Genomic DNA, 16,647 nt, shown 5'->3' with positions numbered 1-16,647 from the left:
TGGCACACACCACACGCTTGAGGAGCCCGCACCGTGACTTCCGGTCCGCCCCGCGTACTCGTCGACGCCACCAGCGTCCCCGCCGACCGCGGCGGGGTCGGCCGCTACGTCGACGGGTTGCTGGGTGCGCTGGGCAAGGTGATCGGCTCCGAGGTGGAGCTTGCCGTGGTGGGGTTGCGCACCGACGCGGAGCGTTACAGCCGGATGCTGCCGGCGGCCGAGGTGGTCGCCGCGCCGGCCGCCGTCGCGCACCGGCCCGCCCGCCTCGCCTGGGAGCAGACCGGGCTGCCGCTGCTGGCCCAGCAGGTCGGCGCCGACGTGCTGCACTCGCCGTTCTACACCTGCCCGCTGCGGGCCGGCTGCCCCGTGACGGTCACCGTCCACGACGCCACGTTCTTCACCGAGCCGGAGCACTACGACAAGTCCAGGCGCACCTTCTTCCGCAGCGCGATCAAGACCTCGCTGCGCCGCGCCCACCGCGTGATCGTGCCGAGCAAGGCCACCCGCGACGAGCTGATCCGCCTGCTCGACGCCGACCCGACCCGGGTCGACGTGGCCTACCACGGCGTCGACCCGACCGCGTTCCACCCGCCGACCGCCGACGAGAAGGCCCGCGTCGCCGCCCGGCTGGGGCTGGCCGGCACCAGCTACATCGCGTTCCTCGGCGCCAAGGAGCCGCGGAAAAATGTGCCGAGCCTGATCCGCGGCTGGGTCAAGGCGGTGCACGACCGGCCCAACCCGCCGGCCCTGGTGGTCGCCGGCGGCCAGGGGCACGACGACGACATCGACCGCGCGGTCGCCGAGGTGCCCGGCCACCTGCGCCTGCTGCGCCCGGGCTACCTGCGCTACGCCGACCTGCCCGGCTTTCTCGGCGGCGCGATGATCGCGGCCTACCCGTCCTTCGGCGAGGGCTTCGGCCTGCCGATCCTCGAGGCCATGGCGTGCGCGGTGCCGGTGCTGACCACGCCGCGCCTGTCGCTGCCCGAGGTCGGCGGCGACGCGGTGGCCTACACGAGCGAAGATCCGGACCAGATCGCCGTCGACCTGGTCGCGCTGCTCGACGACGAGCCGCGGCGGGCGACGCTGGGCAAGGCCGGCCTCGACCGGGCCAAGGAGTTCACCTGGGAGTCGAGCGCCGAGGTGCACATCGCGGCTTGGCAACGGGCGCGAGCGTAGCTCAACCGTGGTTGCCCCCTTCGGGCATGATTGCCCGATGCACGCCGTCATCCTCGCGGGCGGCAGCGGAACCCGACTGTGGCCGCTGTCCCGTCTCCACCAGCCGAAGTTCCTCCACCCGCTGTCCGGCAGCCCGATGTCGCTCCTGCAGGCGACGGTCGAGCGGGTCGCTCCGCTGGCCGGTCCGGAACACACGCTGGTGGTCACCGGCGCCGCCCACGCGGCCGCCGTCGCCCGGCAGCTGGCCGCCGTGCCTGAGGAGAACATCCTGGTCGAGCCCTCGGCGCGGGACTCCTGCGCCGCGATCGGGCTAGCCGCCGCGCTGATCGCCCGGCACGATCCACAAGCGATCATGGGTGCCTTCGCCGCCGACCACCTGATCACCAACCCGGGGCAGTTCGTCGACGTGGTGCGCCAGGCGGTCGCCGGCGCGGAGCGCGGGCTGCTGATGACAATTGCGATCAAGCCGACCCGGCCCGAGACCGGCTACGGCTATCTGGCCTGCGGCGAAGAGGTCGGCCCGGGCCCGGTGCGGATGGTCCGCGAGTTCAAGGAGAAGCCGGCGTACGAGCTGGCCAAGCACTATGTCGAGTCCGGCGACCACCTGTGGAACGCCGGCATGTTCGTGTGGCGGGTCGACGCGTTCCTCGCCGAGCTCCAACGGCAGCAGCCGACCCTGCACGAGGGCCTTATGCGGGTCGCCGCGGCCTGGGACGAGCCGACGCGCGACGAGGTCCTGTCGGTGACCTGGCCGACGCTGACCAAGATCTCGGTCGACTATGCGGTGATGGAAGGCGCGGCGGCGGCCGGCAAGGTCGGCACCGTGCCCGGTGACTTCGGCTGGACGGACGTCGGCGACTTCCAGACGCTGGGTGACGTGCTGCCGGGCGACTCGCGCGGCAACGTGGTGCTCGGCGGCGGCCCCGACTCCGGGGAGAAGCCCGGCGTGCTGCTCCGTGACACCGACGGGCTCGTGGTCGTCCCGCAGTCGGGCCGGCTGGTGGCCGCGCTCGGCGTGTCCGGTCTGGTGATCGTCGACACGCCCGACGTGGTGCTGGTCTGCGCGCGCGAGCGCTCCCAAGAGGTGAAACAGCTGGTCGACGAGCTGAAGGCACGTGGCGACGAGGGTTTCTGCTGACTCTTACGCTGATCGCATGACCGCACCGCTGCGCCATGTGGAGCTCACCGTCGCCGGCAACGAGGCGAGCGACCTGCTGCCCGTACTCTCGCCGGCTCTGCTCGAAGCCCACGGCGCGCGCCGTGGCCTGTGGACGGTGCTCGACGAAGGTCCGGTCGAGGCCTGCGTGGCGCTGCTGGTGCAGGGTCACGACGGCGGTTGGGTGGCGCACCACCAGGGCTTCGACGCCGGGCCGGAGGCGGGCCGCACCGAGGACGGCGAGGCGCTGGCCCACCGCGACGGCTGGGTCTATGTGGTCGGCTCCCACTTCGGCTCGAAGGCGGGGCCGCTGCGGCCGAAGCGGGCGTTCTTCGCGCGGTTCCGCGAGGATGACGCGGCGCGGGGCGTGGTGCGGCTCGACGTGGTGCGCAACCAGTTCCGGCTGCACCGGGCGATCAACGACGCGCTGGCCCAGGCCGACATCAGCCCGCTGCCGCCAGGTTCGCGGGTGCAGCAGCGCTTCATTCGCGACACGCAGGTACGCGGCTCGGCCAAGGCGAAGAGCTGGGTGACGCGCGTGGTCACCGGCGATCTGCCGCTCAACGTGGAGGCGGCGGCGTTCACCCCGGCCGGGACGCTGCTGCTGGGTTTGCGGTTCCCCGTGACCCAGGACGGCGAGCCGATCATGGTGGAGATCTCCGGCGTGGAGGGCATGTTCGATTCGGATCCGCGCAGTTGGCCCGCCGTCGTGCGGGCGTACGCCCTGACCGGGGTCACGCCGTCGGGCACCTTGACGGGCTTCCGCGCGCTGACGGCGACGCCATCTGGGTTCGAGGCGGTAGTCGGGTCGATCGACGCGCTCGGGAAGGGCTCGGTGCTCCTGGACGACCACCCGACGGGCGGCGACATCACGTGTACGCACGTGCGTTTCAACCTGGGCCCGGACAGTCGGGTCGCCGGGACGGTGGTCGATGAGCTCGCGCCGTTCCACAACGTGGAGGGTCTGGCGGTGGTCGACGGCGAGCGGATCTATGTGACCGACGAGGACCACCGCATCGCCCTCTGGCACGACTGAGCCCCTAGTTGAGCATCGCCCGGCCCAGCGGGGTCAGGGTGTGCAGCATGGTGTTGCCGTCGCGGCGGCTGACGAGCAGACCGGCGTTGCGCAGCACGGCGGTGTGCTGGCTTGCGGCGGCGGCCGAGATGGCGAGGCGCTGGGCGATCTCGGTGGTCGACGCGCCGCCGTCGACCACCTCGAGCACCCGCGCCCGGGTGCGCCCGAGCAGGGCGGCGAGTGCCGCGTGCCGGCCGGGCTCCTGGTCGAGGCCGCCGAGCCGGTCCACCGGGTAGACGAGGACCGGCGGCAGCTCAGGGTCGACCAGGGTGACCGGCGTGCGGGCGCAGAAGAACGAGGGCACCAGCAGCAGCCCGCGACCGTCGAGGTAGAGGTCGCGGCTGACGGGGTAGTGCCGTACCTCCAGCGTCTGGCCGTCCCACCGCATCGCCGGCCGGAGGCTGGCCAGGAGCCCGTCGGCGCCGTCGGCGAGCATGGCCCGGCCGCGCTGCCCGCGATCGGCCTCGACAGCGCTCTCGATCCTGTGCCAGTAGGGAGCGAGCGCGAGGGCGCGGTAACGCTCCATGGAGTCGGTGAGCCTGATCAGCGTGGCCTTGTCGCCGTGCGCGAGCGCCCCCGCACTGGCCGGCAGCCGGTTACCGCTGGCCAGCAGCGTGAGGTCCCGGCGGAGGTGGGCGGCCGGCGTGGACCGGATGGCGTCGAGCGCGGGCGCCAACCCGGCCCGGCTGGCGTAGGGCGTCAGGAAGTCCGGGAAATAGCCCTGCGGCGGGTTGAGCGCCAACAACAGCTTGACGCTGTCGCGGTCGGGACTGAGCCGCAACCCAGCGGCGACATCGCGCCGCCACCCGCTGAGCAACGGATCCCGCGCTGGCCGCCGGCCCTGGAACAGATGCAGGCTGAGCACCAGCTCCCAAACCGAATCCGCCCCAGGCGCAACCCGAGTGCGCGCGACGTCGTCACGGGTGAAGTGGATCCGCAGCACGGTCTCGGTGGCTCCGGTAGTCGGGGGCGGACTGGCGTCCGAAGGGCCCTCAGCCTACCGCTGACCAGCATGTTTCAGCAGAGGCTGAATGTTGTCGCATTGGGCATGCAGATTGGCCATGCTCGTGTTAACGCCCCGCAAGCCGCGGGGCGGCATAGCCGTCCGGCCGACCTACCAACGAGGGCCCGCGACACACGTCGTGGAGGTGGGCGGCCGGCGGCACCCACGCGTAGACCTTCCTCCCGGGTCCACGCCGGCACCACCCGCCGCGACGTGGGGGCCCGGCGGGTGGTGCCACTTTCTTTCCTGGCGCCCTCCGCGCCGCGCTTCCCGCGCCGCGCCTTCCGCGCTGCGCCTTCCGCGCTGCGCCTTCCGCGCTGCGCCTTCCGCGCTGCGCCTTCCGCGCCGCGCCTTCCGCGCCGCGCCGCGCCGTCCGCGCCGCGCCGCGCCGTCCGCGCCGCGCCGCGCCGCCCGCGCCGCGCCTCCCGCGCCGTGCTCTCCGCGCGACCCTGGGGCTGTTGGACCCTGCGCCGCGTTCTCCGCGCCGCGTTCTCCGCGCCGCGTTCTCCGCGCCGCGTTCTCCGCGCCGCGTTCTCCGCGCCGCGTTCTCCGCGCCGCGTTCTCCGCGCCGCGTTCTCCGCGCCGCGTTCTCCGCGCCGCGTTCTCCGCGCCGCGTTCTCCGCGCCGCGTTCTCCGCGCCGCGTTCTCCGCGCCGCGTTCTCCGCGTGCCCCGCGCTGCGCCTTCCGCGTCTGGCGACCCAGCGTCCCGCGCCGGGCTTCCCGGGCCAGCGGCCCGGCTGGCTCTGGTCCATCTGGTTCGGACATGCGTCGGGGGCAGCGGGTCCGGCTTGTGCCGGGCCTGCTGCCCCCGATGCGGTGTCAGCGGATGTCGGGCCGGGTGGGCTCGTCGCCGGTCGCTGTCGCTGCCGGCGGCGGGGCGGAGCCCGCGCTCGGCTGCTGGCTGGCCGGGTTGATCACCTGGGTCCGCTCGCCCTCCGGTGTCGGGATCGCCGCCGTGGGCTCGTCGTGCGGGCTGGCCGCGGGCGCCGCCGGAGCGGCGGGGGCCGGTGCTCCCGAAACAGGCGGCGCGGTGATCGTCTGGGTCGCCTGGGGCGCACCCGGGACCGGCGGCCAGGTCGCCGGCTCCGACGGAGCCGAGGCCGACGGCGCCGCCCCGCCGGGCGGGATCGCACCGGTCTGGCCAGGGGCCGCACCCGGACCAGGAGCGGGCTGGCCCGCACCCGGAGCGGCCGGACCACCGAGCCCGGGCGTGGCGCCCGGGTAGGCCGGCGGCGGTGGGTAGCCGGGCTGGCCGTACGCCTGCGGCTGTCCGTATCCCTGCTGGCCCTGGCCCATCGGGCCCGGACCCGCGGGCGGGTAGCCACCGGGACCACCGGCCGGCGCGCCGTAGACACCGGGCTGCGGCTTGGGGCGCGGCACGTAGTACAGCGTCCGCCAGATCTTGTAGATCAGGAATCCGGCGACCGCGAAGATGCCCGCGTAGGCGACGCGCACCAGCAGGCCGGTGAACGCCGCGCGCACCTCGCCGTCGACCAGCGAGCCGAACAGCCAGGCCAGCAGCGCGATGACGCCGAATACGGCGGACACGGCGTACTCGATCAAAGCTGCCTGTGTGATCAGCTTCGCTCGCGGCACCGGCGGCTTGATGTGTGTGGCCAGGAGCACAGCCACCAGCGGCAGCACGATCGCCTCGATGCCGACGAAGTCGAAGAAACTACCGCCGGCCCGACTGGAGAAACCGACATTCGCCGAATAGGGCACGAGGAGATCGATGAGCCCGACGAACAGGAGGACGGCGTTCGCGCCCACGAGAACCAGCGCGATCAGCTCGCGCCAGGGTTTGGTGATCTGACTAGCCGAGGTCGTCTGCTGTTCGCTCGACCCGGCCTCGGGTTGGGTGGTCACGGCTCCCCCTGGGGCGATGACGGAAGATGGCTTTCGTGAGCGTAGTCGCCCGGACGCCGGGAATCCGGCAGTGTAGGTAAGGATTGCGGGATGCACATCGTCGTTTTGGCTGGAGGTATCGGCGGGGCGCGGTTCCTGACCGGCGTGCGAGCCTATGCCCGGTCCACCGGCGCCGAGGTGACCGCCGTGGTGAACGTCGGCGATGACGTCACCATGCACGGCCTGCGGATTTGCCCGGACCTCGACAGCGTCATGTATACCCTGGGTGGCGCCGCCGACCCAGAACGCGGTTGGGGACGGGTCGGCGAAACCTGGGCCGTGAAGAACGAACTCGCTGCGTACGCAGCCGAGCCGGGCTGGTTCGGCCTGGGCGACAAGGACATCGCCACCCATCTCGTACGCAGTCAGATGCTCAACGCCGGTTACCCACTGTCAGCGGTGACCGAGGCACTGTGCCAGCGCTGGCAGCCGGGCGTGCGTGTGCTTCCCGCCACAGACGATCGCTTCGAGACCCACGTCGTGGTCGATCTTGAGGGCGAGAAGGCGATCCACTTCCAGGAATGGTGGGTACGCCACCGCGGCGACGTGCCGACCAAGCGCTTCGTCTTCGTCGGCGCCGACACCGCCAAGCCGGCCGCCGGCGTGCTGGAGGCGCTGGCCACCGCCGATGTGGTCCTCGTCGCCCCGAGCAACCCCGTGGTCAGCATCGGCCCGATCCTCGCGGTTCCGGGCCTGCGCGCCGCGCTGTCGGCCCCGGTCGTCGGCCTCTCGCCGATCATCGGCGGTCGCCCGGTCCGCGGGATGGCCGACAAGTGCCTGGCCGTGCTGGGCGTCCCCTGCACGGCGGCCGCGGTCGGCGACCTCTATGGCGCCCGCGCCAACGGCGGCATCCTCGACGGCTGGCTCGTCGACGAGTCGGACGCCGGCGCCGAGGTGCCCGGTGTCACGGTGCGGGCCGTGCCGCTCTGGATGAGCGACGAGCAGGCCACCGCCGACATGGTCCGAGCGGCCGTCGACCTGGTATGACTGCGGCGAGCGAGTTGACCACGACAGCTGGCGGGAGTGGGCGCATGCGGCTCGAGGTGTTGCCGGTCGAAGGCATCGGCGACGTGCGACCCGGCGACGACCTGGCGGCCGCCATCACCGGCGCCGCGCCGTGGCTGCGCTCGGGCGACGTGCTGGTGGTGACGAGCAAGATCGTGTCGAAGGCGGAGGGGAGCCTCGTCGACGTGCCGGTCGACGGCAACGAACGCGCCGTGGCCCGCGAAGAGGTGCTCCGGGCCGAGACGGCGCGACCCGTGGCCCGCCGTGGGCAGACCCGGATCGTCCAGACCCACCACGGCTTCGTGATGGCCTCGGCCGGCATCGACGCGTCCAACGTTGACCGTGCGCACCTCGTGCTCCTTCCCAAAGATCCGGACGCCTCCGCCCGTGCCCTGCGCACCACGCTGCGCGAGCGGCACGGCCTCGACGTCGCCGTGGTGATCTCCGACACCATGGGCCGCCCGTGGCGCAACGGCCTGACCGACGTCGCCCTCGGCGCCGCCGGCATCCCCGCCATCCGCGACCACCGCGGCGAGGTGGACCCCTACGGCAACGAGCTCTCCATCACCCAGATGGCCGTGGTCGACGAACTGGCCGCAGCCGGCGAACTGGTCAAGGGCAAGTGCGCCCAGGTCCCGGTAGCCGTCGTCCGCGGCTACCTGGACGCCCCACTGCCCACCGCCGACGGCGACGGCGCCGCCGTCCTGGTCCGCGGCGCCGACCAGGACCTGTTCTCCCTCGGCACCGCCGAGGCCCGCGCCGACGGTCTCCGGGCCGCCGCCCGCCTCGCCGACACCGCACCACCTCCTTTCCCGGTGCTCGAGGACGTCGACGTGCAGAAGGCGCTCGCTCGCGCCCTGGCCGCCGTCCGCCGGTCCGCAACCACGACCTTCGACACCGAACCCCGGCGAGCGGCCGCGACCGGCACCGGCGCCGAGGCGGCAACAAACGCCCCCCGCTACCGGGTCGTCTGCCGCGCCGAGCCAACGACGACGGCAGCCGCCGCCGCCCTCATCGCGCTGGGCGCAGACGTGCACCGCCTCCGCGCGGCCCTCGCCGCAGAAGGCCTACCGTCCACGATGGAGACCGCCGACGACGGCCAAGGGACGCACGTGGTGGTCGCCGTCGGCTGACGCCCAGCGGGCTTCGTTCGCTCATGTCAGTTGGTAGCCCGGCGGCTGCGAAAGGTTCACCGCCACGCCCAAGATTTATCCCGCGTGACCGCCGCCACGGAACCTGTCGGTGGTAGCGCCTACGCTTCAACGGTGGCTGATCTGATCCCGACCGCGCCCACGCCGCCGACCGCCGCGAGCATCCGGCGGGCGCTCGCCCGCGCCGCCGACGGCAAGGCGCTAGACCAGGGCGAAGCCGCGGATCTGATGGCCGCCCGCGGCGACGCGCTCGACGAGCTGCTGCGCATCGCCGGCGGGATCCGCGACGCCGGGCTACGCGACGCCGGCCGGCCGGGCGTCGTGACGTACTCGCGCAAGGTCTTCATTCCCTTGACCCGCCTCTGCCGGGACCGCTGCCACTACTGCACGTTCGCGACCGTGCCGCACCGCCTACCGGCCGCCTTCCTCGACCGCGACGAGGTCGTCGCGATCGCCCGCGAAGGCGCCGCGCAGGGCTGCAAGGAGGCCCTGTTCACCCTCGGCGACCGGCCCGAGGAGCGCTGGCCGGCGGCGCGCGAGTGGCTCGACGCGCGCGGCTACGACTCGACGCTCGACTACGTGCGGGCCAGCGCGATCGCCGTCCTCGAGGAGACCGGCCTCCTGCCGCACCTCAACCCCGGCGTGCTGAGCTGGGCCGAGCTGCAGCGCCTCAAGCCGGTGGCGCCGAGCATGGGCATGATGCTCGAGACCACCGCGACCCGGCTCTGGTCCGACAAGACCGGCCCGCATTTCGGCTCGCCCGACAAGGAGCCCGCCGTCCGGCTGCGGGTGCTCGACGACGCGGGCCGGGTCGGCGTGCCGTTCACCACCGGCATCCTGATCGGCATCGGCGAAAACCTGGCCGAGCGGGCCGACGCGCTGTTCGCGATCCGGCGCACCGCCCGCGAATACGGCCACATCCAAGAAGTCATCATCCAGAACTTCCGGGCCAAGCCGGACACCGCGATGCGCGGCATGCCCGACGCCGAGCTGCTCGATCTCGCCGCCACGATCGCCGTCGGCCGCATCGTCCTCGGCCCCGGCGCCCGCATCCAGGCGCCGCCCAACCTGATCGAGGGCGAATACGACCTGCTCCTACACGCCGGCATCGACGACTGGGGCGGCGTCTCGCCGGTCACGCCCGACCACGTCAACCCCGAACGCCCGTGGCCGATGATCGACGAACTCGCCGCCCGTTCGGCCGCGTCCGGTTTCACGCTGCGCGAGCGATTGACCATTTATCCCGACTACGTGCAGCGCGGCGACCCCTGGCTCGACCCGCGCCTGGCCGCGCACGTGGCGGCGCTGGTCGACCCGGCGACGGGCCTGGCGACCGAGGGCGCGATGCCGGTCGGCCGGCCCTGGCAGGAGCCTGACGAGGCGTTCGTCCCCGGCGGCCGCACCGACCTGCACGCCACGATCGACACCACCGGCCGCACCGGCGACCGCCGCGGCGACTTCGACTCGGTCTACGGCGACTGGTCCGAGATCGCCGACCGCATTGCGCCGGAAGCGCGCTCGGGGCCGGGGGAGCGGCAGCCGTCCGACGTACTCGAAGGATTGCGCCTCGCCGCCACCGACCCCGCCGCGCTGCTCGAGGAGCGTCACGAGTCGGCCGCGATGGCGCTGTTCACCGCTGACGGGTCGGCGCTCGACGAGCTCTGCCGGCTGGCCGACGACGTCCGCCGGGACACGGTCGGCGACGACGTCACCTATGTCGTCAATCGCAACATCAACTTCTCCAACGTCTGCTACGTCGGCTGCCGGTTCTGCGCGTTCGCCCAGCGTGAGCGCGACGCCGACGCCTACCGACTATCCGTCGACCAGGTCGCCGACCGCGCCGAGGAAGCCTGGGCCGCGGGCGCCACCGAAGTCTGCATGCAGGGCGGGATCGACCCGAAACTGCCGATCACGGCGTACGCCGAGATGGTCCGCGCCATCAAAGCGCGTGTGCCGGGCATGCACGTCCACGCGTTCTCACCCATGGAGATCGTCACCGGCGCCGCCAAGGCCGGCATGTCGGTCCGCGACTGGCTGGAGACGTTGCGCGACGCAGGCCTCGACACGATCCCGGGCACGGCCGCGGAGATCCTCGACGACGACGTGCGCTGGGTGCTGACCAAGGGCAAACTGCCGGCCGCCACCTGGGTCGACGTCGTGTCGACCGCCCACGAGCTGGGCATCCGATCCAGTTCCACGATGATGTACGGGCATGTCGACCACCCCCGCCAATGGCTCGGCCACTTCCGGGTGCTGGCGTCCGTGCAGGACCGCACGGGCGGCTTCACGGAGTTCGTGGCGCTCCCGTTCGTCCACACGAACGCGCCGATCTACCTGGCCGGCATCGCCCGCCCGGGCCCGACCTGGCGCGAGAACCGGGTCGTCCACGCCATGGCGCGCCTGCTGCTGCACGGCCGCCTCGCCAACATCCAGTGCTCCTGGGTCAAGCTGGGCGACGAGGGCACGGTCGCCATGCTCAACGGCGGCTGCAACGATCTCGGCGGCACACTGATGGAGGAGACGATCTCGCGCATGGCGGGCTCGGCCAACGGCTCGGCCCGCACGGTCGAACAGCTCAAGGCCATCGCGGCCGCGGCCGGACGCCCGGCCCGCGAGCGCACAACCGCGTACGGCCTGCGCTGACGCGGGCCCGGAGGCTCGTGGTTCCGCTCGGACCGAGTCGCGCGCCTGCTGATCGCTTAGCAGGACCGGCCGTGCCGGTCGCAGCGGGCTAGCAGCCGCCTTGGTTCGTCCGCCAACGACCGGTGAGGCCGAACGAGGCGACCGGGATGGGATGTCGGCGGCAGGACGCCGTCTGGGGCAGCGATCTCTTCGGCCTCGGATCGTCGTCGAGGCTCAGGCCGCTGCGGTGTGTGTCGCGGAATAGTTGAGCCGCGCCGCCATGAACCACCGAGCCGCCATGCCGGCGCAAAGCGCGCTGGCCCGCCGGCGCGGGCGGCTCACGGCCGGATTCGGCGACGACGCGGCAGGTCGCCGTCGGCTGGTCGCGACCACGCTGGTCCTGACGGCGCTGCTCGTGCGGCAGCTGCGGCTGGTCGGCTGGCGGGTCCGGGGCCGGCGCGTCGCGCCGCACGGCGGGCGGGTGCGATGTCAGCGGCAAGACGCCGCAGTCTGGCCGGGCGACTGCCTGGACCGCAAGACCGTCGTCCTTGCCCGGGCCGTTGTGGTGCGCCGGGGATGAGTCGGGCCGCGCCAGTGCCGACACCAATCGCCGAGCCGCGACGCTGAACTGGAGCTTCCGCCCGAAGCAGCCCTGAATCGGTCTCGTGCATCGGCAGGCGAGGCCGTCTGATGGAGATCGCCCTGTGGCTGAGCGGGTCCCCAAGGGTAAGGAGGTGGCCGCGGCCCGGACGGCGGCGCGGCGGCCGCGATGCTCCAGGACGTGCCGGCCCTGTCCCTGTCCCGGGCGGTGCCCGCGCCGGTCCGAGCCGGCCCTGTCCCTGTCCCGGGCGGTGCCCGCGCCGGTCCGAGCCGGCCCTGTCCCTGTCCCGGGCGGTCCCCGCGCCGGTCCGAGCCGGCCCTGTCCCTGTCCCGGGCGGTGCCCGCGCCGGTCCGAAACCTAACCAAAGCCACGCCCAGCCCGCCCGTTTGCATGATCAACTGGGTGGGCAATCACTCGTCCGGTTCCTGCTCTCGACTGGGGGACTAGCGGAGGCCGGGTGGATCAAGGTAGCGATGTCATGGTTTGATCTGTTGTGTGCGGTTGGTACATCCGAGCTGGTGGGAATGTGGTCGATCGAGCGTTACCCGCTCGGGGTCTGGATCGGTAGGGAGCCGAAGGGCCAGGCGCCATCCCGCGAGTCGCCCACGGCACGCCGGTGAGTGGGCCTATTTATCAGGTTCCGCTTGACGACGCACGCATTACACGCGTGTAATTTCACTGGGGTCGTTCGAACGGGACATGACAAAACGGACCGTACGGGCGAAAAAGTAGGGCCTTCCGCGAGGGGGTTACGTCGGTCGCAAGTGGCCGACGTGCGAAAGGAGGCAACGTTATGGATGGTGGCCGTGTCGAGGTCGCCGACCTGCTGGGCAACGCGCCGGAGTGGCAGGAGCGGGCGCTCTGCTCGCAGACCGACCCGGAGGCGTTCTTTCCGGAGAAGGGCGGTTCGACCCGCGAGGCCAAGCGGATCTGCTCGCGCTGCGATGTCAAGGCCGAGTGCCTGGAATACGCGCTCGGGCACGACGAGCGGTTCGGCATCTGGGGCGGCCTGTCGGAGCGGGAGCGGCGCAAGCTGAAGCGGCGCGTCGTCGCCTGACCGGGCCGACCGGCAGAGTGAGCGGAGCAAGCCGCGACCGAACAACCGCGGAGGGGGAACCCGCGACCGGCAGCGGCACAAGATCATAAGCGGGAGCGAGGGCCATCATCGTCACGATGCGGGCCCTCGACCGCATCCAGAACCACAATCGCGCCGGCGAGGCGCGGCCGGGAACGCTGGGCGACGAGAGCCGACCCGCCCGGCGGCCGGCTGAGGCACCGGACGAGCATGGCCCTCGCACTGGCCCGCTGACCATGGCCAAATGTCGGTAGGGCATGGCTGGCGACCGCGGCTCGGCAGGCGGCGACGGCGTCCGGCAGGCGGCGACGGCGTCCGGCAGGCGACGACGGCGTCCGGCAGGCGACGACGGCGGGAGGCGGCGATCGCGGCGGCAGGCGGCGACGGCGACCGGCAGGCGGCTACCGCGGCCGGCAGGCGGTGAGCGCAGCCCGAAAGGCGGCAACGGCGGGAGGCGGTGAGCGCGGCCGGGAGGCGGTGAGCGCGGCCGGGGGGGGTGAGCGCGGCCGGCAGGCGGTGAGCGCGGCCGGCAGGCGGTGAGCGCGGCCGGCAGGCGGCGACCGCGGCCCGGCAGGCCGACGTGCCGACCGTCAGCTCAGCTCGTCAGGATCCAGCCCCAGCAGATTCGCCACCTGTTCGATGATCACGTCGTGCACCAGGTCGGCCAGGTCGTCGTGGTCCATGGCGCGGAACTCGAGCGGCCGCCGGTACAGCACGATTCGCGGGGCCATGTCGGCCCGCCCGGGGCGCCCCGGCAACAGCCGCGCCAGCGGGACCTCGCCGTCTTCCAGCACGTCGGTGTCGTACACGTTCAGGTCCGGCGGCACGTCCTCCACCGCGAACTCGACCCCCGCCAGCTCCTTGGCGAACCGATGTTCCAGCGTCTCGACCGTGTCGAGCACAAGATCATCGAAGATCTCGGCCTTCGTGCGCGCCAGCGGTACCGTCGCCGGGACCAAGCGCCCCCGCAACCCACGACCGTGACGGTCGCGGCGCCGGCCGGACGGCGGCCGGCGGTTGGCCGGGCTGGTCATCGCACACCTCCTGCAGAAAAGCAGCCTCAGCCTAGCCCCCGATCGGCGTGTCGCGGCGCAAGGCGGGGCACCGCCCGGGTGGGGGAGATAACGTGCCGCCGTGAGGTCTCCACGGCGTTGCTCCAGAAACGGCTGCCCCCGGCCGGCTGTCGCCACGCTGACCTACGTTTACCACGAGTCCACCGCCGTGGTCGGCCCCCTCGCCGCCTTCGCGGAACCCCACACGTACGACCTCTGCGAGACCCACGCCCGCTCCCTCACGGCCCCCCGCGGCTGGGAGGTGGTCCGCCACGAGGGCGAGTTCGACCCCCCACCCCCCACCACCGACGACCTGGTAGCCCTCGCCGACGCCGTGCGCGAAGCCGCGCGCCCAGGCCGCTACGACGACTTCGACGACATGCCGCACGCCGGCCACCAGCAGGGCCGCCGCGGCCACCTCCGCGTCATCCCGCCCAGCCAATAGCGAGCCGCTCTCCATCGCGAGATCGACGAGCCGCCGCGCGTCGGGCGCGTGGAGCCAGGCGATCTTGCCAGTGGATGCCTGCGCCCCGAGGGTGGGCGTCCGATGGAACCGTGGCGCGGGTTCAGAACAGCCGATTCTCGGCCGCTGAATCCTTGATCATGTGCGCCGAGTCGAGTGGACAGATCGCATACTGCAAGATCATGTGTATCGGACCAGGGTGACACGCCCCCGAACCTCCAGGTGGGCTGCACATGATCACGCCTTCCGCCGGCGAACTCCTAGGTGTGCTGCACATGATCATGGAGGACGACGCTGCAGCGCACACCCACCGGCGGCCGGTCGCAGTACGCCGCCCGGGCCGCCGCTCGCCTTTGCCCACCGTCTGGTCGCGCTGCGTGACCGGACGGGAAGCTGCCTCAGGCGGGCGGTTGGCAGCCATGCCGGTTGGTTGGCGGCCATGCCGGTTGGGGGCCATGCCGGTTTGGTTGGCGGCCACGCCGGAGGCTGGGCCGGGCGGTTCGATGCTCCGCTGGACAGGTGCCGGCTGAGCCCGGACAGGTGCCGGCTGGGCCGGGCGGGCGTCGGCTGGGCCGGGCGGGCGTCGGCTGGGCCGGGCGGGCGTCGGCTGGGCCGGGCGGGCGTCGGCTGGGCCGGGCGGGCGTTGGCTGTGCCGGGCGGGCGTTGGCTGTGCCGGGCGGGCGTTGGCTGTGCCGGGCGGGCGTTGGCTGTGCCGGGCGGGCGTCGGCTGTGCCGGGCGGGCGTCGGCTGGGCCGGGCGGGCGTCGGCTGGGCCGGGCGGGCGTCGGCTGGGCCGGGCGGTTGGCGGCCATGCCGATTGGTCGGCGGCCACGCCGGGGGCTGGGCCGGGCGGGCGTCGGCTGTGCCGGGCGGGCGTCGGCTGTGCCGGGCGGGCGTCGGCTGTGCCGGGCGGGCGTCGGCTGGGCCGGACAGATGCCGGCTGTGCCGGACAGGCGTCGGCTCAGGCGGACAGGCGCCGGCTGACGCGGATGCGCCCCGGATGCGCCCCGGATGAGCGGTGGTCGCCGTCAGTGGCCGGTCAGGCGTTCGGTGAGGGCCGCCAACCGCGACCCCCGCCCCGTACGCGCCTCGACCGCATCCGCCGACGCCGTCGCGCGCAAGGCCGCGTTGATGCCCAACCACCGCAACGGCTCCGGCTCCCACCGCCGCGACCGATGATTGACCCACGGTAGCCGCACAAGGTCAGACTCGGCGCCAAGGATCAGGTCGGCCAGCGTCCGTCCGGCCAAGTTCGACGTCCCGACCCCGTCCCCGACGTAGCCACCGGCCCACCCAAGCCCCGTCGACCGGTCCAGCCCCACCGACGCCGTCCAATCGCGGGTCACCCCCAGCGGCCCGCCCCACGCATGCGACACCGGCGGCAACGCCCCCAGCACAGGGAACAGCTCGCCCAACGCCCGCCGCAGCGCCAGGAAGACCGACGGCTCCCGGTCAAACGAGGGCGAGACCGCGGACCCGAAATGGTACGGCGCCCCCCGCCCACCGAACGCCAACCGCCCATCAGCGGTCCGCTGCCCATAGATGATCAGATGCCGAAAGTCCGAGAACGTCTCCCGCGACCCCAGCCCGATCGAGGCCCACACCGAGTCCGGCAGCGGCGGCGTCGCGACCATCAGCGAGTAGATCGGTGCCACGGCGCGACCGAGGCCCGGCAGCGACGACGTGTAACCCTCCGTCGCCCGCACCACCACCGGCGCCCGCACCGTCCCGTGCGGTGTCGACACCGCACCCGGCCGCAGCGCAGTCGCCGGCGTCCCCTCGTAGATCGAAACACCGCGCGCAGCGACGACCGACGCCAGGCCCCGCACCAGAGCGGCCGGCTGGATCGCCGCGCAGTGCGGCGTGTAGACGCCGCCCACCACCGACGTCGCGCCCAACCGGGCCGACGCCTCCGACGCCGTCAGCAGCACGTCATCGGTGAACCCGAACGACGCCGAAGACTCGACCGCGGCCCGGGCCCGTGCGAGCTGCGCCGGCGACCGGGCCACCACCACCGTCCCACCCTTGTGGAAATCGCACGCGATGCCCTCGACAGAAGCGACCCGCCCCACCTCGTCGACGGTCGCGTTCATCGCACGCTGGAAGGCGACCGCCGCCGACCGCCCGAACCGCCGTGAAAGCGTCGGCAGCGACGTCGGCAGCAGCGCCGAGCACCACCCGCCGTTGCGACCGGACGCCCCGAACCCCGCGTACGACGCCTCCAACACCACCACCCGCAACGACGGGTCCGCCGAGATCAGGTAGTACGCCGTCCACAGCCCGGTGAAGCCCGCTCCCACGATCGCCACGTCGCACGACAACGAACTCGGCAAGGGTGGGCGCAACGGCGGCGGCGGGCCCATC

13 protein-coding genes are annotated in these 16,647 nt (G+C 72.9%); 9 read left to right on the top strand and 4 right to left on the bottom strand.

Annotated features, from left to right (window positions below; genetic code table 11):
• Positions 1-33: 33 nt before the first annotated feature.
• Genes O7635_RS03710 through O7635_RS03700 form a run of 3 tightly spaced genes read left to right on the top strand, consistent with a single transcriptional unit; the run spans position 34 to position 3,368 of the window.
• Entirely contained in the window at positions 34-1,176 is a 1,143-nt protein-coding gene (locus tag O7635_RS03710) for a glycosyltransferase family 1 protein (RefSeq protein ID WP_278078993.1), read from the top strand.
• A 37-nt stretch (positions 1,177-1,213) separates the two neighbouring features.
• Entirely contained in the window at positions 1,214-2,314 is a 1,101-nt protein-coding gene (locus O7635_RS03705) for a sugar phosphate nucleotidyltransferase (RefSeq protein WP_278078992.1), read from the top strand.
• Between the two features lie 16 nt (positions 2,315-2,330).
• Positions 2,331-3,368 (top strand): hypothetical protein, encoded by a 1,038-nt coding sequence (locus tag O7635_RS03700; protein WP_278078991.1) that lies wholly within the window; start codon positions 2,331-2,333, stop codon positions 3,366-3,368.
• Positions 3,369-3,372: 4 nt separating this feature from the next.
• On the opposite strand, the gene O7635_RS03695 is transcribed toward O7635_RS03700, so the two are convergent.
• Positions 3,373-4,272 (bottom strand): winged helix-turn-helix domain-containing protein, encoded by a 900-nt coding sequence (locus tag O7635_RS03695; RefSeq protein ID WP_278078990.1) that lies wholly within the window; start codon positions 4,270-4,272, stop codon positions 3,373-3,375.
• 957 nt (positions 4,273-5,229) lie between these two features.
• Positions 5,230-6,276: a hypothetical protein gene (locus O7635_RS03690; protein WP_278078989.1), complete on the bottom strand. Its 1,047-nt coding sequence runs from the start codon at positions 6,274-6,276 to the stop codon at positions 5,230-5,232.
• Positions 6,277-6,366: 90 nt separating this feature from the next.
• Here O7635_RS03690 and cofD point away from each other — a divergent pair, with 90 nt between their 5' ends.
• The 5 genes from cofD to O7635_RS03665 all read left to right on the top strand — a co-directional run bounded on the left by cofD (position 6,367) and on the right by O7635_RS03665 (position 12,751).
• Positions 6,367-7,302 carry a 2-phospho-L-lactate transferase gene (gene cofD / locus O7635_RS03685; protein ID WP_278078988.1) on the top strand — a complete coding sequence of 312 codons (936 nt, stop codon included), beginning with the start codon at positions 6,367-6,369 and terminating at the stop codon, positions 7,300-7,302.
• A gap of 44 nt (positions 7,303-7,346) precedes the next feature.
• Complete coding sequence (locus O7635_RS03680; protein WP_278078987.1) at positions 7,347-8,453, top strand: coenzyme F420-0:L-glutamate ligase; 1,107 nt, start codon at positions 7,347-7,349, stop codon at positions 8,451-8,453.
• A gap of 141 nt (positions 8,454-8,594) precedes the next feature.
• Entirely contained in the window at positions 8,595-11,114 is a 2,520-nt protein-coding gene (locus O7635_RS03675) for a bifunctional FO biosynthesis protein CofGH (RefSeq protein ID WP_278085360.1), read from the top strand.
• A gap of 277 nt (positions 11,115-11,391) precedes the next feature.
• Positions 11,392-11,673 carry a hypothetical protein gene (locus O7635_RS03670; protein WP_278078986.1) on the top strand — a complete coding sequence of 94 codons (282 nt, stop codon included), beginning with the start codon at positions 11,392-11,394 and terminating at the stop codon, positions 11,671-11,673.
• Between the two features lie 814 nt (positions 11,674-12,487).
• Positions 12,488-12,751, top strand: a complete 264-nt coding sequence (locus tag O7635_RS03665) for a WhiB family transcriptional regulator (RefSeq protein WP_089245306.1) — start codon at positions 12,488-12,490, stop codon at positions 12,749-12,751.
• Between the two features lie 608 nt (positions 12,752-13,359).
• Here the strand turns inward: O7635_RS03665 and O7635_RS03660 are convergent.
• A complete protein-coding gene (locus tag O7635_RS03660) occupies positions 13,360-13,803 on the bottom strand; it encodes a metallopeptidase family protein (protein WP_203718471.1) in 444 nt (147 codons plus the stop codon).
• Positions 13,804-13,903: 100 nt separating this feature from the next.
• Between O7635_RS03660 and O7635_RS03655 the strand changes: the two genes are divergently transcribed.
• Positions 13,904-14,266, top strand: coding sequence for a DUF3499 domain-containing protein (locus O7635_RS03655; RefSeq protein ID WP_278078985.1), 363 nt, complete (start codon positions 13,904-13,906; stop codon positions 14,264-14,266).
• A 1,045-nt stretch (positions 14,267-15,311) separates the two neighbouring features.
• Here the strand turns inward: O7635_RS03655 and O7635_RS03650 are convergent.
• Positions 15,312-16,646: an FAD-binding oxidoreductase gene (locus O7635_RS03650; protein WP_278085359.1), complete on the bottom strand. Its 1,335-nt coding sequence runs from the start codon at positions 16,644-16,646 to the stop codon at positions 15,312-15,314.
• Position 16,647: the final 1 nt, after the last annotated feature.

The sequence above is a fragment of the Asanoa sp. WMMD1127 genome, from assembly GCF_029626225.1.
Lineage (GTDB): Bacteria > Actinomycetota > Actinomycetes > Mycobacteriales > Micromonosporaceae > Asanoa.
Note: the sequence above shows the minus strand (reverse complement) of the source record. Positions and strands in the feature narration are given on the sequence as shown.